General features: G+C 70.1%; 18 protein-coding genes. 10 read left to right on the top strand and 8 right to left on the bottom strand.

The window, feature by feature from the left end; all coding sequences use genetic code 11:
- Positions 1 to 11: 11 nt before the first annotated feature.
- A complete protein-coding gene (gene ypfJ / locus ACEN96_RS00385; RefSeq protein WP_495586079.1) occupies positions 12 to 902 on the top strand; it encodes a KPN_02809 family neutral zinc metallopeptidase in 891 nt (296 codons plus the stop codon).
- Between the two features lie 24 nt (positions 903 to 926).
- Here ypfJ and ACEN96_RS00380 read toward each other — a convergent pair whose 3' ends face one another.
- The gene (locus ACEN96_RS00380; RefSeq protein ID WP_495586078.1) at positions 927 to 3377 is read right to left on the bottom strand and encodes an alpha/beta hydrolase family protein; all 2451 of its coding nucleotides are present in this window, start codon (positions 3375 to 3377) and stop codon (positions 927 to 929) included.
- 35 nt (positions 3378 to 3412) lie between these two features.
- Here ACEN96_RS00380 and ACEN96_RS00375 point away from each other — a divergent pair, with 35 nt between their 5' ends.
- From ACEN96_RS00375 to ACEN96_RS00365, 3 genes are all read left to right on the top strand, one after another.
- Positions 3413 to 4546 carry a serine/threonine-protein kinase gene (locus ACEN96_RS00375; protein WP_495586077.1) on the top strand — a complete coding sequence of 378 codons (1134 nt, stop codon included), beginning with the start codon at positions 3413 to 3415 and terminating at the stop codon, positions 4544 to 4546.
- A 244-nt stretch (positions 4547 to 4790) separates the two neighbouring features.
- Complete coding sequence (locus tag ACEN96_RS00370) at positions 4791 to 5270, top strand: hypothetical protein (protein WP_495586076.1); 480 nt, start codon at positions 4791 to 4793, stop codon at positions 5268 to 5270.
- 77 nt (positions 5271 to 5347) lie between these two features.
- Positions 5348 to 6169: a substrate-binding periplasmic protein gene (locus ACEN96_RS00365; RefSeq protein WP_495586075.1), complete on the top strand. Its 822-nt coding sequence runs from the start codon at positions 5348 to 5350 to the stop codon at positions 6167 to 6169.
- 6 nt (positions 6170 to 6175) lie between these two features.
- Here ACEN96_RS00365 and ACEN96_RS00360 read toward each other — a convergent pair whose 3' ends face one another.
- Complete coding sequence (locus tag ACEN96_RS00360; protein WP_495586074.1) at positions 6176 to 6553, bottom strand: DUF1304 domain-containing protein; 378 nt, start codon at positions 6551 to 6553, stop codon at positions 6176 to 6178.
- A 65-nt stretch (positions 6554 to 6618) separates the two neighbouring features.
- On the opposite strand from ACEN96_RS00360, the gene ACEN96_RS00355 reads away from it, so the two are divergent.
- The 4 genes from ACEN96_RS00355 to ACEN96_RS00340 all read left to right on the top strand — a co-directional run bounded on the left by ACEN96_RS00355 (position 6619) and on the right by ACEN96_RS00340 (position 12851).
- Positions 6619 to 8685, top strand: coding sequence for an ATP-dependent helicase (locus ACEN96_RS00355; protein WP_495586073.1), 2067 nt, complete (start codon positions 6619 to 6621; stop codon positions 8683 to 8685).
- 159 nt (positions 8686 to 8844) lie between these two features.
- A complete protein-coding gene (locus ACEN96_RS00350) occupies positions 8845 to 9417 on the top strand; it encodes an ImmA/IrrE family metallo-endopeptidase (protein ID WP_495586072.1) in 573 nt (190 codons plus the stop codon).
- A gap of 96 nt (positions 9418 to 9513) precedes the next feature.
- Positions 9514 to 10200: a lysoplasmalogenase gene (locus ACEN96_RS00345; protein ID WP_495586071.1), complete on the top strand. Its 687-nt coding sequence runs from the start codon at positions 9514 to 9516 to the stop codon at positions 10198 to 10200.
- Positions 10197 to 12851: a hypothetical protein gene (locus ACEN96_RS00340; RefSeq protein WP_495586070.1), complete on the top strand. Its 2655-nt coding sequence runs from the start codon at positions 10197 to 10199 to the stop codon at positions 12849 to 12851. Before ACEN96_RS00345 ends, ACEN96_RS00340 begins: the two co-directional genes overlap by 4 nt.
- A gap of 12 nt (positions 12852 to 12863) precedes the next feature.
- Here ACEN96_RS00340 and ACEN96_RS00335 read toward each other — a convergent pair whose 3' ends face one another.
- From ACEN96_RS00335 to ACEN96_RS00325, 3 genes are read right to left on the bottom strand one after another with little or no spacing between them, the layout of a single operon-like run.
- A complete protein-coding gene (locus ACEN96_RS00335) occupies positions 12864 to 13688 on the bottom strand; it encodes a LytR/AlgR family response regulator transcription factor (RefSeq protein WP_495586069.1) in 825 nt (274 codons plus the stop codon).
- A gap of 15 nt (positions 13689 to 13703) precedes the next feature.
- Positions 13704 to 14144 carry a hypothetical protein gene (locus ACEN96_RS00330; protein ID WP_495586068.1) on the bottom strand — a complete coding sequence of 147 codons (441 nt, stop codon included), beginning with the start codon at positions 14142 to 14144 and terminating at the stop codon, positions 13704 to 13706.
- The gene (locus tag ACEN96_RS00325; protein ID WP_495586067.1) at positions 14141 to 15682 is read right to left on the bottom strand and encodes a histidine kinase; all 1542 of its coding nucleotides are present in this window, start codon (positions 15680 to 15682) and stop codon (positions 14141 to 14143) included. The genes ACEN96_RS00330 and ACEN96_RS00325 overlap by 4 nt, the downstream gene beginning before the upstream one ends.
- Before the next feature lie 410 nt (positions 15683 to 16092).
- Between ACEN96_RS00325 and ACEN96_RS00320 the strand changes: the two genes are divergently transcribed.
- On the top strand, positions 16093 to 16863 hold the full coding sequence (locus tag ACEN96_RS00320) for a hypothetical protein (RefSeq protein ID WP_495586066.1): 771 nt from the start codon (positions 16093 to 16095) through the stop codon (positions 16861 to 16863).
- 14 nt (positions 16864 to 16877) lie between these two features.
- On the opposite strand, the gene ACEN96_RS00315 is transcribed toward ACEN96_RS00320, so the two are convergent.
- The 3 genes from ACEN96_RS00315 to ACEN96_RS00305 form a co-directional block, all read right to left on the bottom strand.
- Complete coding sequence (locus ACEN96_RS00315) at positions 16878 to 17447, bottom strand: YceI family protein (protein WP_495588693.1); 570 nt, start codon at positions 17445 to 17447, stop codon at positions 16878 to 16880.
- An 89-nt stretch (positions 17448 to 17536) separates the two neighbouring features.
- Positions 17537 to 18166, bottom strand: coding sequence for a YceI family protein (locus ACEN96_RS00310; RefSeq protein WP_495586065.1), 630 nt, complete (start codon positions 18164 to 18166; stop codon positions 17537 to 17539).
- 55 nt (positions 18167 to 18221) lie between these two features.
- A complete protein-coding gene (locus ACEN96_RS00305) occupies positions 18222 to 18761 on the bottom strand; it encodes a cytochrome b (RefSeq protein ID WP_495588692.1) in 540 nt (179 codons plus the stop codon).
- A 312-nt stretch (positions 18762 to 19073) separates the two neighbouring features.
- Here ACEN96_RS00305 and ACEN96_RS00300 point away from each other — a divergent pair, with 312 nt between their 5' ends.
- On the top strand, positions 19074 to 19652 hold the full coding sequence (locus tag ACEN96_RS00300; RefSeq protein ID WP_495586064.1) for an HD domain-containing protein: 579 nt from the start codon (positions 19074 to 19076) through the stop codon (positions 19650 to 19652).
- Positions 19653 to 20006: the final 354 nt, after the last annotated feature.

Below are 20006 nucleotides of genomic sequence, written 5' to 3'. Positions count from 1 at the left end.
AGGAGCACATCATGAAGTGGGAAGGCCAGCGCGAGAGCGACAACGTCGAGGACGCACGCGACGGCGGCGGGGGAGGCGGCGGTGGCGGCTTGCCGATGATCGGCGGACGCGGCATCGGCATCGGCGGCATCGTGATCGCGCTGCTCGCCTCCTGGGCCTTCGGCATCAACCCGCTCACCGTCCTGGGCATGCTCGACGGCAGCACCGTCCAGACCGGCCCCGGCAGCCAGCAGCGCCCCGTCGCCCCGACCCATCCGCAGGACGAGCCCGCCAAATTCGTCAGCGTCGTGCTGGCCGACACCGAAGACGTCTGGACCCAGCTGTTCCAGGCAGCCGGCAAGACCTACCAGGTCCCCAAGCTCCGCCTCTTCACCGGCCGCGAACCGACCGCCTGCGGCATGGGGCAGTCCGCCATGGGCCCGTTCTACTGCCCCGGCGACTCCAAGGTCTACATCGACCTCAGCTTCTATCAGACCCTGCGGGACCGCCTCGGCGCTCCGGGCGACTTCGCCCAGGCCTACGTCATCGCCCATGAGGTCGGCCACCACGTCCAGCACCTGCTGGGCATCACCGAAAAAGTCGACGCCGCCCGCCGCCGTCAGTCCGAACAGGCCGCCAACGCCACCAGCGTGCGCGTGGAACTCCAGGCCGACTGCTTCGCTGGCGTGTGGGCACACCACTCCCAGCAAAGCAAGGGCTGGCTCGAAGCGGGAGACATCGACGAAGCGCTCAACGCCGCCGCGCAGATCGGCGACGACACCCTCCAGCGCAACGCCGGACGCGCCGTCGTGCCTGAAAGCTTCACCCATGGGACCAGCGAGCAGCGGCAGCGATGGTTCAAGCGCGGCATGGCGCAGGGCGATCTGCGGGACTGCGATACGTTTTCGGCGAAACCGCTCTGAATATCGAGCGCATCGACACAGCCGTCATGGCGCGTGCGGGTCGCCCACGCACGCCTTGAGCCACTGGCTCATCTCCCATTGCACTTGGCCCGCGGACTCGCGCGCCGTGTAGCCATGCGCCTCGAACGGCAGCAGCACATACCTCGCCGTTCCGCCCAGACCCGCCAGCGCCTGGTACAGACGCTCGCTCTGCATCGGGAAGGTGCCCGAGTTGTTGTCCGCCTCGCCATGAATCAGCAGCAGCGGATCCTTGATCTGATTCGCGAAGAGGAACGGCGACAGCTTCAGATACACCTCCTTCGCATCCCAGAGCGAGCGGCGCTCACTCTGGAACCCGAACGGCGTCAGCGTGCGGTTGTAGGCGCCGCTGCGCGCGATGCCGCACCGGAACAGCTTCGTGTGCGCCATCAGGTTCACCGCCATGAACGCCCCGTAGCTGTGCCCGCCGATGGCGATGCGCCTGGGGTCCACCGTGCCGAGATCCTCCGCCTTGTCCACGATCGCCCGCGCATTGGCGGTCAACTGCTCGACGAAGCTGTCGTTCAGGTTGCGCGAGTCCCCCACCACCGGCATCGTCGCGTCCATCAGCACGACATACCCATCCATCAGCAGGTTCAGCGGACTGATGCCCGAGAAACTCATGAAGCGCCCCGGCGAGCCGCTCAGCTGCCCCGCGATCGAGGCATCGTTGAACTCCAGCGGATAGGCCCACACGAGGGCCGGGCGCTTCTCGCCGTCCCGCAGGTCCGGCGGCAGGTACATCCAGAACGACATCTCCACGCCATCGGCCCGCTTGAAGGTCACCAGCTCCCGCCGCACCGCCTTCAGCTGCGGCGTCGGATCCTTGAGCCGCGTCAGCGCCGTGACCTTGCCGTTCTCGCGCAGCGCCAGGTTGGGCGGCTCGTGCTCGGTCTCGCGCTGGGTGACCAGCCGCCGGTCCTCCAAGAGCGCCACCGGCGCCTCGTAGACGCCCTCGGCCGACTGGAACAGCCGCTGCACGCTCAGGTCCCGCAGCGACATCTTGTCGAGGAAGGGCCGGTCGCCCTTGGGGCCCGCGCCCTGGCCCGACAGCAGCAGATCCCCGTTCAAGGTCTGCGCGACCTGGTGTCCATTGGGCAGCGTCCGCATGAACGGGAAGCCGGGGTGGCGGTAGCGCTCGCGCACCGAGTGCTCGAACAGCGGCCGGCTCTGCGTGCCGCGCAGCGGCAGCAGGTAGGTGCGCGTCCAGCCGCGGCTGCGGTCCTCCTCGGTCAGCAGCGCATGGATGCCGTCGTCGAGGAAGCGCAGCCGCGTGAAGCGGTAGGGCATGCGCTGCACCTCGAAGGGGTCGCCGGTGTAGGGCGGATCGAGCCGCATGACGCGGTCGCGGAACGAGGCGCGCGCGGCCGGATTGCCGCCATCGAGCGCCTCGACCCAGTAGATCGCCGCGTCCTTGGTCGGCGACGGGTAGAACACCCGCGGTCCGGTCAGCGCGCCGTCGATGGCCACGCCCTGCTTGAGCGGCATCTTGGCCAGTTCGCGGATGAGCTTGCCATCGCGCTGGCGGACTTCGACCACCGTCGGGAAGTCGTCGAAGGTCAGGTTGTAGCTGAAGGGGCGGACCAGCCGTTCCGTGAGCAGCGCCTGTCCGTTGCCCACGCTGGACACGCTGGTGAACAGGCCCGGCGTGCCGATGTCCTTGCTCTGGCCGCTGGCGATGTCGATCAGCGTCAGCTGCGAGCGCGCGTGGTACTCGAACAGGTCCTCGTCGCGCGGATTGCGCAGCAGGTCCGGATAGGTGCGCTCGGGCGAGGCCTTGCCGTGCGTCTCCTGGATCGCGGGACCGGCCTGATGGCGGCTGGGCGCGGGGCCGCGGCCATCGGGCACGGTCAGCACGACGGCCTCGCGCGGATTCAGCCAGGCGATGTCGTCGGCATCGACGGCGTTGTTGAGCCGCACGTTGTAGATGCGCCAGAGCTGGCCGTTGGCGGTCGCGCCCGCCCACAGTTCATCGGCCGTGTCGGTGCGGCGCGAGAGCAGGAAGCGCTGCCCGTCCGGCGCCCAGACGAAGTTGTGCCAGGTGCCGCCGGCCGGCAGCTCGACCTCGCGCTCGGTCGCGTCCGGATCGAGCAGCGGGCGCAGCCGCACGCGCTGCACCGCGACCAGGTTCTGCTGGCTGGCGTTGCGGGGATCGAAGCGCGCCCCGGCCAGGCGCAGGCCGGGGCGGGAGAGCTCCTCGAGCGGCGTGTAGCGGCGCTGCTCGACCAGCGCCAGCGACTGGCGGTCCGGCGACGGCAGCAGGCGGGGCAGGATGGGCGCGTCGAGCAGGTCGCGGATCGCCGGCGAGGGCTGCCGGTACGACGAGGGCGCCGCGCCCGCGGGCGCTGGCAGGGTGGCCAGCGCCGCCATCGCGGTTGCGGTTGCGGTCGCGAGGATCGCCGCGAGGGCGGCGACGGGCGGGCGGCACAGGCCGACGGAGGGGACGCGCGAGGACATGGGGTCGAAGTATCGCTGCGCTAGGATTCGCGCCCATGATCGAGCCGCCCGCGCCGCACGCGCCCGACTCCCGGGCCCCGCACGACCCGCCCGCCCCGCAGGGCGGCGGCGCCGGTGCCGGCGGCATGGTCCGCGCGCCTGCCGCGCTGCCCGCCGTGGGGGAGCGCCTGGGCGTGTGGCGCGTCGCGGCCGCGCTGTTCGAATGCGCGTCCGGCTTCTGGTTCCGCGTCGAGCACGGCAAGGCCGCCGCGCAGGTCGGGCTGGCGCTGGTCTACCGCAACGACTCGGACGCGCAGGCGGTGCTGATGCGCTTCGCGGAGGACTCGGAAGCGCTGGCGCGCTTCGAATGCCCCACCTACGGCGCGCCGCTGGACAGCGGACTCAGTCCCACCGGGCTGCCTTACCTCGTCGTTCCGGCGATGGACGGCGCGCCGCTGCTGCGCGTGGCGATGGCGCTGCCGCTCAAGCGCCGCATGCAGCTGCTGCTCGACCTGATCGGGATGCTCGACGCCGCGCATGAGCAGGGCCTGGTGCTGCACGAGCTCGACCCCGGGACGCTGTGGCTCAGCCCCGCGCAGCAGCTGTACTGGCTGGGGCAGGGGCTGGCCCCGCGCGACAGTCACGCGCCCGCCGCGCTGGTGCGCGCCGCCGAGCCGCTCGCCAACGCGCGCCAGCGCGCCGGCGGCCGGCCCGATGCCAACAGCGAGACCCATGCGCTGGGCCGCCTGCTGGGACTGCTGGTCAATGGCCGGCTGCCGCGCCGCGATGCCGCCGAGGAGGGCGTCGAAGAGGAGGCCGAACCCGGCGCGACGCCGGTGGCTTCGCTGCAGTCGTGGCTGACGCTGACCGCCGCGCAGCGCGAGAGCCTGGACCAGCTGCTGGACCGCGCCATGATGGACGGCCGGTCGTTCACCGATCGCCAGTTGCTGGCGCAGGCGGTGCGCGACTGGATCGAATCCGAGCCGGCCGCCGCGGCGCGCTCCACGCCCACGCCCTCGCCGCCCCCTGGCACTGCCTCTGCGCCGATGCCATTCCCGCCGCCGCCGCTGGAAGCGCGCGCGGAGGACCGCCCCGTGCCGCCCGGCACCTCGCTGCTGGAGCGCCTGGCCGGATTCGCGTTCGTGCTGGCGTTGGCGGCGGTGGTGGCCTGGCTGCTGCTGCGTCCCTGACGGCCGCGCCGCGACGCGCTCGCGCGTGCCGGCGGCGATGTGTCGCCGCCCAGCCTCGATGAGCTAGCTCGCTCTCGCAGGGCCCGCGCCGGGGCCGGAAATCGCCCTGGCGAATCGACAACTTCGTGGCGCCGATCGACTTCGACGAGTCATGCGCAGGCCGATCAAGGCGGGTTGTCCGGCCGTGGGTGCGATGCCTACGATCTTCGTCTGTCGTCGCGGGTGGCGGCGCGAGGAGATGTGCGTGAGTTTCGAAATTCGGCCGATGTCCGTCGCGGACTGGCGGACCTGCTGGCGGGACGCGGTGACGGACCCCGAGTGCTCGTCCTGGTTGCGCGGCGTGCTGGAGAGCTGCATCGACGAGAAGAACGCGCACTGGATCCGGCTGTCGGTGCGCTGGGCCGTCGACCCCGCGACCGGCGACTACCTGGTGCGTCTGCCGTCGCTGATCGGCCGCCAGATCACGGACCAGTTCTGCGCCCGCGTCGGCGACCGGCTCTATGGCCTGTGCGGCCTGGGCATCGGCGATCCGAAGGTGTTCTTCGCCGGCGGCTCGTCGCCGCCCTGCGACACGATGGCGCAGGTGCACGCGGTGCTGGGCGCGGCCTTCGCGATCCACGGTTCCTATGCCGAGGACATCGGCCGCGACCCGATCCGCGAGCCGGTCTTCATCCCCGGCGCGCTGATGCCCGAGCACCTCGCCGCCGAGACCCGCGGGCCCTGAGGCCCGTACGGCCCGTGCGGCCTCCCCGTGTCCCGGGGCTGTCACCGCGAGGGCGCGCGCCTATCATCGGCGCTCACATGAATGCTCTGCGCCGCCACTTGCTCCGCCATGCCGCGCTTGGCGCTGTGGCCCTGGGCCTGACGCCGCGCGCGATGGCCGCGGCCTCGCTGCCGGACTCGCCGGCGGGCGCCGGACGCCCGCGCGCCGCGCAGGTGCTGGTCGCCGGCACGACCTTCGCCCGGCTCTTCGAACCCGCGCCCGACGGCGGCCGGCCGCGCGGCCTGGCCGTGGACCTGCTCGACGCGATCCTCGTCCCGGTCGGTCACCAGCCGCGCTACGAGTTCTATCCCTGGCTGCGCGCCCAGTCGATGATCGAGCACGGTCCCGCGCAGATCCTCGTCGGCCCTTATCGGACGCCGGAGCGCGAGCGCCAGATGCGCTTCTCGCGCCAGCCGTTCTACGAGGACGCGCTGGTGTTCTACGCGCGCCGGCGCGAGGAGGGCCTGTGGTGGGGCGACTTCCAGGCGCTGCAGCCGCTGCGCATCGGCTCGGTGCAGGGCTGGGTCTACGGCGAGCGCTTCGAGCAGGCGCGCGCCTCGCTCAACGTGACGCCGGTGCGCGACCTCGCCACCGGGCTGCGGATGCTGCAGCTCGGCCGGCTCGACCTGGTCGCGGCCAATCAGCGCAATTCGGAACCGGTGATCCAGGAACTCGGCCTGGCCGAGCAGGTCGCCCTGTGCGCCCCGCCGTTCGCGCAGCTCAAGGGTCATTTCGCCTTCAGCCGCGAGCCGGCGGGCGATCCCTGGGCCGCGCTCATCGACGCCGGCATGCAGCGCCTGCGCGCCAGCGGCGAGCTTCAGCAGATGGCCGCCCGGCGCGGCGTGGCGCTGCCGGACTGAGCTGGATCAGCTCAGCAGCTGCAGCGCCAGGCCGATGGCGGCCGGGATCGCCTGGATGAACAGGATCTTGCGGCTCGCGGTCGCGGCGCCGTAGAGCCCGGCGACCAGCACGCAGGCCAGGAAGAAGATCTTCACCGGGCCGCCGGCGGCGCCCAGCGCCAGTCCCCAGATCAGGCCCGCCGCGAGGAAGCCGTTGTACAGCCCCTGGTTGGCGGCCAGCACCTTGCTGGCCTGGGCGAACTCGGGCGTCAGGCCGAAGGCCTTGCGGCCCTTGGGCGTGGTCCAGAGGAACATCTCCAGGATGAGGATGTAGACGTGGATCAGCGCGACGAGCGCGATGACGACGTTGGCGGCGATGTTGGCGGCGAGGGTGGTGGTGTTCATGGTTCGCACTGTACGTCCCGCTATCATCCCCGGCCGCCCCGCAGTTCCCCTGTCCCGCACGTTCCATGTCCAAGACCACGCTCAATCCGGCCCAGCTCGCGGCCGTGCATCACCTCGCGGGTCCCTGCCTGGTGATCGCGGGCGCCGGCTCGGGCAAGACCAGCGTGATCACGCAGAAGATCGCCAAGCTGATGTCCGAGGGCTATCGCCCCAGGAACATCGCCGCGATCACCTTCACCAACAAGGCCTCGCAGGAAATGCGCGAGCGCGCCCGGCACCTGGTGGGCAGCAAGGCGGGCTCGGAGCTGGTGATCTCGACCTTCCACTCGCTGGGCGTGCGCATCCTGCGCGAGGACGGCCGCCACCTCGGGCTCAAGGAGCAGTTCTCGATCCTGGACTCGGACGACGTGCTGTCGGTGCTGCGCGACGCCGGCGGCACGACCGACGCGGCGACGGCCAAGTCCTGGCAGTGGACGATCTCGCTCTGGAAGAACCAGAACCTGAGCGCGCAGCAGGCGCTGGCCTATGCGAAGGACGACATGGAGCGCGCCGCCGCCGTGGTGATGCAGCGCTACCAGGAGCGGCTGACCGCCTACCAGGCGGTCGACTTCGACGACCTGATCGGGCTGCCGCTCAAGCTGCTGCAGACCAACGAGGAGGCGCGCGGCAAGTGGCAGGAGACGCTGCGCTACGTGCTGGTGGACGAGTACCAGGACACCAACGCGGTCCAGTACGAGCTGCTGAAGTGCCTGGTCGGCGAGCGCGCGATGTTCACCGCCGTGGGCGATGACGACCAGTCCATCTACGGCTGGCGCGGCGCGACCATCGAGAACCTCAAGAAGCTGCCGGTCGATTTCCCGCAGCTCAAGATCATTCCGCTGGAGCAGAACTACCGCTCCACCAGCGCCATCCTGCGCGCGGCCAACAACGTGATCGGCAGCAATCCCAAGCTGTTCCCCAAGACGCTGTGGAGCGAGTTCGGCGAGGGCGATCCCATCACGCTGATCGAGGCCGACGGCGAGGAGCACGAGGCCGAGCGCGCCGTGGCCCGCATCCAGTCGATCCGCGCCAACCATCCGGAGACGAAGTTCTCCGACTTCGCGATCCTGTACCGCGCCAATCACCAGGCGCGGATCTTCGAGCAGGCGCTGCGCCGCGCCGAGATCCCGTACAAGGTCTCGGGCGGGCAGAGCTTCTTCGACCGCACCGAGATCAAGGACCTGTGCGCCTGGCTGCGCCTGCTGGTCAACCAGGACGACGATCCCGCGTTCCTGCGCGCGGTGACCACGCCCAAGCGCGGCATCGGCCACCAGACGCTGGGCCACCTGAGCGACTTCTCGGCGAAGTGGAAGCTGTCGATGTTCGAGTCGCTGTTCGCGGAGTCGCTCAAGGCGACGCTGTCGAGCAAGGCGCTGCACGGGCTGCACGAGTTCGGCCGCTACGTCGTCGACCTGGAGTACCGCGCCCGTCACGCCGTCGGCGGCGAGGAGGGCAAGGCGCTGATGATGGAGTGGCTCAAGGACATCGGCTACGAGCAGTACCTGGTCGACCAGGAGGACAACGAGAAGGTCGCGCAGGCCCGCTGGGGCAACGTGCTGGACTTCGTGGACTGGGTCGCCAAGCGCTGCGGCGGCGAGATCACGACCGACGGCGGCATCACCACCGAGAGCCCGCGCCAGTCGCTGCTCGAGGTGGCGCAGACCATCAGCGTGATCCTGTCGCTGGCCGAGCGTCAGGAAGAGCAGGACCAGGTCGTGCTGACGACGCTGCATGCCTCCAAGGGCCTGGAATGGCCGCACGTGATGCTGGCCGGCGTCAACGAGGGCCTGCTGCCGTTCAAGGCGGAGAACGACGAGCTCACGCCCCAGCGCGTCGAGGAGGAGCGCCGGCTGATGTACGTCGGCATCACGCGGGCGCGGCGCACGCTGGCGGTGTCCACGCTGCGGCGGCGCAAGAAGAACCGCGAGACCGTGGTGGGCGTGCCCTCGCGCTTCATCGCGGAGATGAAGCTCGACGAAGGCGGTCTCAAGGAAGACCCGCGCGAGAAGCTCAAGCGCATGCGCGAGCAGTTCGCCGCCAAGGCCGCCGCGACGGCCGAGAAGCAGGCGCAGGCGGCCAGGGACGACCGCTGAGCACGCGCTGAGCGCCCGTTGAGCGCTCACTGGCAAGACCTGTCACCCGAACGGCGGATGGCAGGGGTGGGCGAACGTTTCTTACTGGTTCGAGTCATTTCGCGGGCCGCCGCCGCTTCCTAGCATCCGGTCCCTCTGCGCCCGCCGAGGAGACCGTCCATGTCCGCCGTTCCCCATCCGATCCCGGCTTCCCGGGACATTCCGTCCGCCGCCGCGGCCGCCATGCCCGCGGCCCGGTACCGGGAGATCGACGCCATCGCCGACGGCCTGCGGCGCGAGCACGGCGATGCGGACCAGCTGCCGGTGAGCGTGGGCGATCTGGCGGCGGGCGCCGGCATCGAGGTCCGCGCGCGCGGCGGGCCGCAGGAGCCGACCTATCCCTACCGCGGCCGGCTGCTCTACCTGGACGAGCGTCCGGTGATCGAGCTCAACGCCGGCGAGGAGCCGCGGCGCCGGCGCATCGTGCTGGCGCATGCGCTGGGCCACCATCTGCTGGGCCACGGCCCGGTGCCGCCCGAGACGGGCCCCACGCTGTCGACGCAATGCCCGCGCCGCGTCGAGCAGGAGGCGCATCACTTCGCGCTGGAGCTGCTGATGCCCGACTTCGTGATCTACCGGCTGATGAACCAGGGCATGGTCAGCGCGCGCCGGCTCGCGGACAAGTTCCACGTGCCCGAGGACGCCCTCCACGAGCGCCTGCAGGCGCTGGACCGCAAGTGCGGCTATCTGTGAGCCCGGCCGCCGACTGCGTTTCGAACCTGTAAGGTCTGCCATGTCACCGGGACGGGGTCGATGGGCGCCGCTGGCAAACGGCAGAATGCGGGCGCTATGACCGTCTCCGCCGCCAAGACCGCCGTCGCGCTCCCGCTCCTGACCCTGCTCAGCGCCGCCGTCGCCATCCTCGCGCTGTCCCAGCCGGCCCAGCTGCCGCCCGCGCTGGGGTTCGTCTTCAAGCCGCTGACGACCGTCCTGATCCTCGTGCATGCCTGGCACCGCGGCGCGGGCGAGCCGCGCCTGGCGCGCTGGCTGCGGGCCGGTCTCGCGTGGTCGCTGGCGGGCGACATCGCGTTGCTCTGGCCCGAGGCGGGCTTCCTGCCCGGGCTGATCAGCTTCCTGGTGGCGCATGTCTGCTACATCGCCGGCTTCTGCACCCGCCAGCGACTGGGCGCGGTGCGCTGGCCCTTCCTGATGTTCGGCGTCATCGCGGCGGCGGTGCTGGGCCGGCTCTGGCCGGGCATTCCCGCCGCGCTGCAAGGGCCGGTGGTCGTCTACGTGGTCTGCCTGGCGGCGATGGCCGCGCAGGCCTGGGCCTGGTGGCGTGGCAGCGTGGGGCAGGCCGATGAGCCGCTGGCGCGCTGGGCCGCCTGGGGCGGCACGCTGTTCGTGCTGTCCGACGCGATGCTGGCGATCAACAAGTTCGCGGGTCCTCTGGAGATGGCCAGCTTCTGGGTGCTCGCCAGCTACTGGCCGGCGCAGTGGTGCATCGCCAGCAGCCTGGGACGGTCCCGCGCATGAAATTCGTCCTGCCCCGGCGCCCCGCGTCCTTCGTCCTGCTGGCCACCGCCGCGGCCAGCGCCGCGCTCGGGCTCTGGCTGGTGCGGCATTACCCGGTCGAGCCGCTCGCCGCCATGGCGCTGTGGACCGCGATCGCGGTCGCGTCCTTCTTCGGCTGGCGCGTGCTGCCGCTGCTGGTGCCGGCGCTGGTGCCGGTGATCGGCTTCGCGCCCTGGACCGGCTGGATCACCTTCGAGGAACTGGACCTGCTGGTGCTCGCGGTCGCTGCGGGCGGCTACGCGGCGCTCGCGCTGACGGCGCCGTCCAGGAAGGCCGTGCCCTGGCGCTATCGCACGCTGCGCTGGCGCGCCGCGGTGCGGGTGCTCATGGCGGTGTTCGCGCTGTCGGTCGGCATCGCCGTGTGGCGCGGCTTCGAGCAGGCCGGCGGCGTGCAGTTCGGTTTCTGGCAAGGCGTCCAGGAGCCGATGAACAGCCTGCGCGCCGGCAAGAGCTTCGCGCTGGTGCTGTTGATGCTGCCGCTGTGGCAGAAGGCCTCGGACCTGCGGCCCTCGGCGGTGCAGCGGCTGGGGCGCGCGGCCTGGGTGCTGGTGCTGCTGCTGACCTCGCTGGGCGCGCTGTGGGAGCGCTGGATCTACACCGGGCTGCTCGATTTCTCGACGGACTACCGCACCACCTCCTTCTATTGGGAGATGAACGTCGGCGGCGCGTCGCTGGACGGGGCGCTCGCGCTGAGCCTGCCCTTCGCGCTGGTCTGGGCGATGGGGGAGCGGCGCCCGCTGCGCTTCGCCGCCGCGCTCGCGGTGCTGCTGCTGGCGTTCTATGCCTCGCTGACGACCTTCTCGCGCGGCGTCTACCTGGCGGTGCCCGCCGGCCTGACGCTGTGCGCGCTGCTGTGGGCCGTGCAGCGGCGCGAGGCCCTGGCCGTGCTGGCGCCGGAGTCCGCGGCCGCGCCCGCGGCGCCTGGCACCGGCGGGGCGATTCCGCTGGGCTGGTCCGCCGGGGTCATCGCCGGCACGGCGGTGGCGGCCTGGGTGCTGTTCGGCGCCGGCGGCTACCGCGCGCTGCTGGCGCTGGCCGGTAGCGTCGCCGTGCTGCTGGCGATGCCGGCCTCACGCGCCGCCTGGCCGCGCGGCCAGCAGCGGGCGCTGCTGCTGATGGCGCCGCTGCCGGCCGTGCTGCTGGCGCTCGGCGGCGGGCTGCTGATCGATCTGCTGCCCAAGGGCGCCTACCTGATCGATGCCGCGGTGGTGCTGCTCGGCCTGACGCTGGGCTGGCGCTGGCGCGGCGGCCTGACGCAGCCACCCCAGGCTTTCGCGCTGGCCGTCGTGTGGATGGCCTCGCTGGCCGGTGCGGGGCTGGTTGCCGCGCATTGGGGCGGTGGCCGGGACTTGGCGCCCGTCGCCATCGTGCTGGCGGGACTGGCGATCGCATGGATCGCGACGCAATGGTCGCCGCGTGTCGGCGCCGACCTGCGCGCCGCCGGCTGGCGTGTCCGGGGCCTGGTCTGGACCGCCTGCCTGCTCGCCTGCGCGGTGGTCGCGGCGCTGGGCGGCGGCGCCTACATCGGCCAGCGCATGTCGACCGGCCAGCAGGATTTCGATGGCCGTCTCGAGCACTGGCGCATCGGCCTGGGCCTGCTCAAGTCGATGGACGAATGGCTGCTGGGCAAGGGCAGCGGCCGCTTCCCGGCGAGCTTCGCCAATGGCGGCCCCTTCGACCAGCGCGTCGGCGACTACCACTTGAACCCGGGCGGCACGGAGCCGGCCGCCTCCGGCCTGCCGGGCCTGGCGCCGTCGCCGCGTCCGACGGTGACGCTGACCAGCGGGCTGCATCAGATGGGCAACGGGGAGATGTTCCGACTGAGTCAGCGCGTGCCGGCGGTGGCGGGCGAGGTCGCCGCGACGGTGGTGCTGCGCACGCAGTTCAAGACCCGGCTGCGCCTGGAGATCTGCGAGAAGTTCCTGCTCTATCCGCTGCGCTGCGTCGACCGCGAGACCGAGGTCCAGCCGCTGGGCGGCGCGTGGCAGACGCTGGCGCTGAAGCTGGGCAACGCGCCGGCCGATTTCGGCGGGCCGTCATGGGCGCCGCGGCGGCTGGTGGCGTCGGTGACGCAGAACTGGCGCGGCGGCGTGGTGGAGCTGGCATCGGTCTCGATCGCCGACAGCGTGCACGGCCCCGTGCTGCGCAATGGCGACTTCAGCGAGGGCCTGGCGCGCTGGTTCTTCAGCAGCGACCGGTACCACATGCCCTTCCACATGAAGAGCCTGCCGGCGCACGTGCTGTTCGAGCAGGGCGTGTTCGGCCTGGCGCTGTGGGCGAGCCTGGTGGTGACGGTGCTGTGGCGCTGCACCTTCGGCGCCGGGCGGCAGCATCCGTTGTCGCCGGCGATCGTGGGCGGCGTCGCGGGCTTCGTGATCGTGGGCCTGTTCGACAGCCTGATCGACGCGCCGCGGATCGCCTTCCTGTTCTACGCGCTGATGGCGCTCGGGCTGGGCGTGCGCATGCCGTCGCGCAAGCCGCGCGATGGCGAATCGGTCCTCGACCTGGAGACCGTGCTGCCTGAGCTCGACTCCGATTTCGAGGACGCCCCCGAAGTCCGCCGCGCGATGGCGGCGGCCGGCGTGAAGCTCAAGGGCCCGCTGCGCGAGTGAGCGGGCTCCGCGTCACATCCCTTTGAACAAGTGGGTGTAGCTGCGGCTCACTTCAAGCTTTTCATCGAGGCCGCGCACGCCGACCAGCTGGCGGCCGCGGAAGTCGCGGCTGATGCCGTTGATGGCCTTGACGTGGACCAGCGTCGAGCGGTGGATCTGCCAGAACACCTGCGGATCGAGCTCCTCGACCAGCTCCTTGATCGGCTTGCGGATCAGCGCCTCGACGGTGGGCGTCTGCACGCGCGTGTACTTCTCGTCGCTGATGAAGAACAGCACCTCGTCGACCGGAATCATCTGGATGGTCTGGCCGACCGAGGCCTGGATCCATTGCAGGTACTTGGGCGCGCCAGACGGATTGACCCGCGCGGTCAGCGAGTGCAGCAACTGCTGCAGCGTGCCGTTGCTCGGACCGTCGGGCTCGACCTCGCCGCTGCGCTGCGCCAGGCGCTTCTTGATGCGCTCGACGGTGACCTGCAGGCGGTCGCGCTCGGCCGGCTTGAGGACGTAGTCGCACACGCCCTGCTCGAAGGCCTCGACCGCGTACTGGTCGTAGGCGGTGATGAAGACGATCTCGGGCAGCGCCCAGTCCTCGTCGTCGGGCAGCTGCGCGATCTGCTTGGCGGCCTCGACGCCGGTCAGGCCCGGCATGCGGATGTCCAGGAAGACCAGGTCGGGCTTGTGCTCCTTGACCAGTTCGACCGCCTCCAGGCCGTTCCTGGCCTCGGCGACGATCTGCAGGTCGGGCCAGACCTCGGCGATGCGGCTGCGCAGCTGCTCGCGCATCAGCCGCTCGTCGTCGGCCAGGACGGCGCGGGGGGAGGTGGGGGTGTCGCTCATGGGGCCGATGTTAGGTCAGGCGTGCAGGACGGGCTCGCTCGGCGCGGCCGGGGCAGAGGGCGGGGGTGTCACGGCGCGGGGACGCCGGTCGCGCACCAGCAGCCAGACGATGAAGCCGATCAGCAGCAGCGGCGATCCCGCCACCACGCCCACGCCCAGCAGCGCGGCGAGGCCCGCCAGCGCCAGCGCCCCGAGGATCAGCAGCGGCAGGCCCAGGCCCAGCAGCAGCACCAGCGGCACGACCAGGCACATCACGCCGATCGCGATGATCATGCCCAGCCCCGCGCCGAAGGCGTCGGCCATGCCGATGCCGGACCAGATCACTTCGTCGCCGTCGATGGTCAGGTGCACGCCGGGCGCGTCGCCCAGCAGGTGCAGCACGCCCCAGCCGAGCAGCATCGCGCCCAGGACCAGCGCGAGGCCGACGATGAGGAGGGTCTTGAACAGCGTTTTCATGCGTGGGCTCCTGGCTCTTGCGCGTGGTGCGCGGACGTCCGGTAGGGGACGGTGATGGTCACGACGGTGCCGCTGGGCTGGTTCTCGGCCACGGTCAGGCTGGCGGCCTTGCCGTAGAGCAGCGACAGGCGCTCGCGGATGTTGGCCAGGCCGACGCCGGTGCCGGAGGTCGCGGCGCGGCCGAAGCCCAGGCCGGTGTCGGCCACGACGACCTGCAGCTTGCCGTGGACGATCTCGGCCTTGAGGGTGAGGCTGCCGCCCTCGGCCTTGGGCTCCAGGCCGTGCTTGATGGCGTTCTCGACCAGGCTCTGGATCATCATCGGCGGGAACTCGGCCGAGAGCAGGCCGTCGGGCACGTCGATGCGGGTCTGCAGCCGCTCTTCCATGCGCACCTGCAGGATCTCCAGATAGGGCCGGATGACGGCCATCTCGCGGCCCAGGTCGCGCACGCCGCCGTTGGCGTTGGCCTCGCGCATGGTGGGCATCGAGGCCCGCAGCAGCGCGATCAGGTTCTTCTGCATCTGCGAGGCGCGCGGCGGATCGGTCTCGATCAGGTGGTCGATGGAGGCCAGCGTGTTGAACAGGAAGTGCGGTTCGACCTGGGCCTGCATGGCGGCCATGCGGGCCTCGACGACCTGGCGGCGCAGCGATTCGGCCTCGGCGGTCTCGGTGGCCTTGGCGGCCTTGACCTCGGCCTGCAGCCGGCCCTTGTAGGTCGCCTTCAGCAGCGCCGAGGCGAACACCACCAGCACCGCGAGCTTGTCCAGGAAGTCGCCCAGGTGGACGGTGCGGTAGCGGGTCTTGCGGGAGGTTTCGCGCTGGGCCTGCTCGAGCTCGTCGCGGGCTTCCTCGGCATCGGCCTTGGCCTGGCGGGCCTCCTCGGCGGCGTCCTCGAGGGCGCGCTTGGCGTCGTCGACGGCCACGCGCACCGCCTCGCGGACGGCCTCGCGCTGCTTCTCGTTGGGGATGCGGATGTCGACCGAGGGCAGGTTCGGGTCGGTGATCTCGGCGTCGGAGGCGGGGTGGCCGCTGGCGGCGGCGCTGGCCGGGGAGGCCGGCTTGCGCGGCACGATGCGCACGCCGTTCTTGTTGATCTGGACCTCGTAGCGCAGGCCTTCCAGGTCGTCGGCGCTGATGCCGCTGGCGGCGGCGCGCTCGGCGTCGGCGCCTTCGGCGCCGGAGGACTTGCCGGCGTTCTCCTCGCGCTCCTTGCGGGCCTTCTCCGCTTTTTCCGCTTTTTCCGCCTTCGCCCTCGCGGCCTTCTCCGCGGCGCGTTCGCGCTCGCGATCGCGGCGCAGGTCCTTGGGCGAGTGGACGGTCTCGGTGGTCTCGACCGGCAGCTGCCAGCTGAAGGAGAACGGCGGGAGGGTCTGGAGGATGTTGGCGCCGATGATCAGCATCACCGACAGCAGCGCGAAGCGCTTCCAGGTGATCGACACCAGCCAGCTGCCGTAGGCGTGGAAGCCCTGCTCGGCGGTGTGCAGGAAGCTCTGCCAGCGCTGGCGCGGGGTGGGGGAGGCGGGGGACGGCGCGTTCATGAGGGGGACCTGTCGTATGGGACGCACTTTACGCAAGTCCCTTCTCGCGCCAGGACGCCGGGCGACGCGCCGTGCGGACGGCGGGATGGACTGCATGGCCCGGCGACAGGCCGGAGGCATGGCATCGCCACAAGTCGAGATCGGTCAACGGCTCGCGTGAAAGACGTCACGGAGGCTGGCTTCCCAAGGGCGGGCGCCGGAGGATATGTCCCCTCGCCGTGGCGCAGGGAGCCTCGGCGGTCCAGAAAGCTCAACGCCACCCGAAGGTGGCGTCTCGCTCTGCTGCTGCTGTGGGCATCACCGGCTTGGGTACCTCCGGGTGAAGGTGCGGGAGTGGGATCCACAGTGCCTACGGAGCGGGAGAGTAGCGAGTCGCACCCGATGAGTCAAACCCATCAACGCCAGGAGCTTTGACGCTGAGCGCGAGTGTCCATCCGTTCGTCGGACTGATTGAAGTCGTGCTTCGGAACGCGATCCACCGATCGCTCTCGCTGCAGGTCTCCACGCAGCGGCAGGCCTCGTTTCCCTGGTACGACCGGGCCACTGCGGGGGCCGTTCCGCTGCGTGGCAAATCGCTCGAGCGGATCGAGGAACTCCTTTCGGAAGGTTCGCCACCGGTCCGCAAGCCGCTTCAGCCGTCTCCGGACGTCGTCGTCGCAAGTTTGTCTTTCGGCTTCTGGCCGAACCTGTTGGAAGGTTTGTCGAACCGTCACGCCCCGAGGACCTTCACGGACGTGTTCCAACACCACCCGCATTCAAAGCCGCAGCACTGGAGCCACGAGGCGAACAGGAAAGCGCTCCTGCTTCGGATCAAGCGGCTGCAGCAATTGAGGAACCGCGTCTGTCATTTCGAACCGGTCTGGAAGCCCCATTGGTTCACGTCCCGTGGGGCCGTCGCACGGCATTGGAGCCAAGCGGTGGCGGCCTTCCGGACGTTCCACGAGGAGATGCAGGACCTGCTCGTCTGGAGTTCGCCGGATTCAGCGGCCATCTACCGCGCGTCATTTGCCTGGAACTGGTTCAACAGGCTTTGCACCACGCATGCGGTCCAGGCGTTCATGCGCGATCACGCCACCAGCGGACAGCTCGTGTCGATGGCGCCTGGCATCGGTTCGATGCTGACGACGGAAGATCGAGAAGCAGAAAGGCCTGCTTCCGCAGGCCTTTCCACGTCGGTCTGACGAATGCGCGGGAATTACTGCTTGATCGCCTCGACCTGGATCACGACCTTCACGTCCTTCGGGAAGCCGTAGGACACGCCATAGTCGGCGCCGAACTGGGTGCGGTCGAAGGTCGTCTCGAAGTCGCCGCCGCAGACTTCACGCTTGAGCATCGGGTTCTCGTAGCAGTTGAAGTTCACCGCCTTCAGCGTGACCGGCGCGGTCTTGCCCTTGAGCGTCAGCTCGCCGTCGATCGACGACACCTTGTCGCCAGTGAAGTTGAACTTCGAGCCGACGAACTTGGCCGTCGGGAACTTCGCCGCGTCGAAGATCTCCGCGCTCTTCAGGTGGCTGTCGAACTTGGAGAAGCCGGTGTCGATGCTGTCCATGTCGATGGTGATCTCGACCTTGCCGGTCTTGGCCGCCTTGTCCAGCTGCACCGAGCCTTCCTTCTTGTCGAAGCGGCCGCGGTTGGTCGAGGTGCCGAAATGGCGCATCTCGAAGGTCGCGTAGGTGTGCGTCGGATCGATCGCGTAGGTCGCGGTCTCGGCTTGCGCCAGGCCGGCGACGGCGAGCAGGGAGGCCAGCAGCAGGGCTTTCTTCATCATGGTGGGGTCCTGTCGAACAGTGAGGAATGGAACCGGGCGAGGACCCGGACCGGTTGGAAAAACTCGGGAAACCGGCGGCGCGCGGTTTACAGCGGCGCCATGCCGGCGATGGCCAGCTTGAACTTGACCTGCACGTCGTTGGCGACGATGGAGGTGTCCTTCCACTCGCCTTCGCCGATCTTGAAGTCCAGCCGCTTCATCGCGAACGCGCCGGTCGCGGTCGTCGTGCCGCCGGCCTGCGTCAGCGCCACCGGCACCACGGTGTCATGCACCTGGCCCTTGATCGTGAGCTTGCCGGCGACCTCGAACTTGCCGCCGCCCAGCGTCTTGATCGACGTGCTCTGGAAGCTCGCGGTCGGGATCTTCTTGGTGTCGAACCATTCCGGCTTCACCAGCTCGGCGTCGGTGGCGGCATCGCCGATGGTGGCGCTCGCCAGCTCGATCGACAGCGACACCTTGCCCGCCGCCGCGTTCTTCGGATCGAAGGCCAGCTGGGCGTCGAACTTCTTGAAGTGGCCGTCCACCGGCACGCCCATCTGGCGGAAGGTGAAGGCGATGTCGCTCTGCGCCGGCACCAGCTTGGCCGCGCTGGCCGTGGCTGCCGTCGCAGCCGCGGCGGGCTTGGTCTGCGCCATCGCCGGCGCGGCCAGGAGGAAGGCGGCGCTCAGCACCGACAGGGCGGTGATCGAGAGATGGGTGGCCAGTCGTGCGGTCATGGAATCCTCTGCGGAGTCGGTGGGGTCAGGTGTTGTTCGATCGGAGCGTCGGCGCTCAGCCGCGGCCCGGGAGCATGCGTCGCAACAGGCCGTCCTTGTCGAGGACGACGTGCTTGACCACGGCGCCAAGGTGGGCAAGCACCAGCAGGCCGAGGCCATAAGCGAAAAAGCCGTGCACTTCCTTGAGCGTCTCCGCCAGCGCCTTGTCCTTGCCGACGAAGTCGGGCAGCGGCAGCACGCCGAACCACACGATCGGGAAGCCGGCCGCCGAGCTGTAGGCCCAGCCGCTCAGCGGCACCGCGAAGAAGGCGGCATACAGCAGCCAGTGCACCGCGTGCGCGGCCAGCTTCTGCCAGGCCGGCATCGGCAGGTCGGCCGGCGGCCGGTGCGCCAGGCGCCACAGCAGCCGCAGCGCCGACAGCGCCAGGATCGTCACGCCGGCCCACTTGTGCCAGTTGAAGAGCTTGAGCCGCGTCATCGAGAACGGCAGGTCGGCCATGTACCAGCCCACCGAGAAGGTGCCGATGATCGCGATCGCCAGCACCCAGTGGAAGGCCATCGCCACGCCGTCGTAGCGGGTCTTCACCACCGGCATCGGCGCCGGCGCGGGCGCGGGGATGTCGGCCTCGGCCGGGATGGTCGGCGCGGCATGGGGATCGTGGGCGTTGTCGTTCAGCGTGGTCATGGCGGATTCGCGTCCTGGGGCGTCCTGGGAAGGCACCGGCGGACGCCAGCGCGTCCGGTTCGGTTCGAAGTGTCCGTGTGCGGCTTGCGTCGTCGGTTCATTGGAACTGAGGCCAATGTTCAGTCGATTTGAATGCGGACCCCGGCGACGCTTCATAGATCCGTCATCGGCCGGGTCGAGACTGGCGACCGCTCCGAATGGGAGCGACGTCGAGGATTCGTCATGGACCTGATCGCCAAGATCGAGGCGGTGTTCCACCGCCGCGGTCACCTGCAGTACGGCGACGAGCGCCGGGAACCCGTCACCGCCCTGGAGCACGCGCTGCAATGCGCGCAACTGGCCGAGTGGGCGCACGCGGAGCATAGCCTTGTAGCCGCCGCGCTGCTCCATGACATCGGGCAACTGATGGACGGCGGTTCTTCGGCCCCTCTGCGGGACGATGAGCATGAGCTGATGGCCCTGCCGCTGCTGCGCGCCGGCGGGCTCGGGGCCGACGTGCTGGAGCCCATCCGGCTGCATGTCGCCGCCAAGCGCTACCTGGTCGCCACCGATCCGGCCTATGGGCCGGCGCTGTCGGACGCGTCGCGCCACAGCCTGGCGCTGCAGGGCGGCCCGATGAACGCCGAGGAGCGGCTGCGCTTCATGGCGCATCCGCATGCGAGCGCCTCGCTGCAGCTGCGCCGCTGGGACGATCTCGCCAAGCGGCCGGGCATGCGCACGCCGCCGCTGGGGTACTACCTGGCGCTGCTCGAGGAGCTGCTGCGCGAGGAGCATGCGCCGGCGCGTCTTCGCATTGCCTGAGATCGCATTGCCTGAGATCGGTTCGGCGACTCCCACTTGAGGGGGATATCGGCGGACCCGGCGGCTTTGCATACTGGGCACCGATCGCGCGCTGCCTGGACCTCAGCGTCGTGATCAAGGGGAGGAGTGCTATGCCGACCTACCAAAGCCCGAAAGGGTGGCGGTGGTCGGCATAGTTTTATGCGCGTTTCGCTTTTTAGCGATTCCACGGGCGGTTTTTCACTTACGGACACCGCGCCGCGCACGCCGGTCCCGAATGGGCGCCACAGCCTAGGTGACGCGCTTGGGAGGGAGAGGATCGGCAAGATATATTGCCGCGCCTGAACAAGCTTTACACCTCTCATGCATCTCCCC

The sequence above is a fragment of the Roseateles sp. Mitsp63 genome, assembly GCF_059491535.1.
Note: the sequence above shows the minus strand (reverse complement) of the source record. Positions and strands in the feature narration are given on the sequence as shown.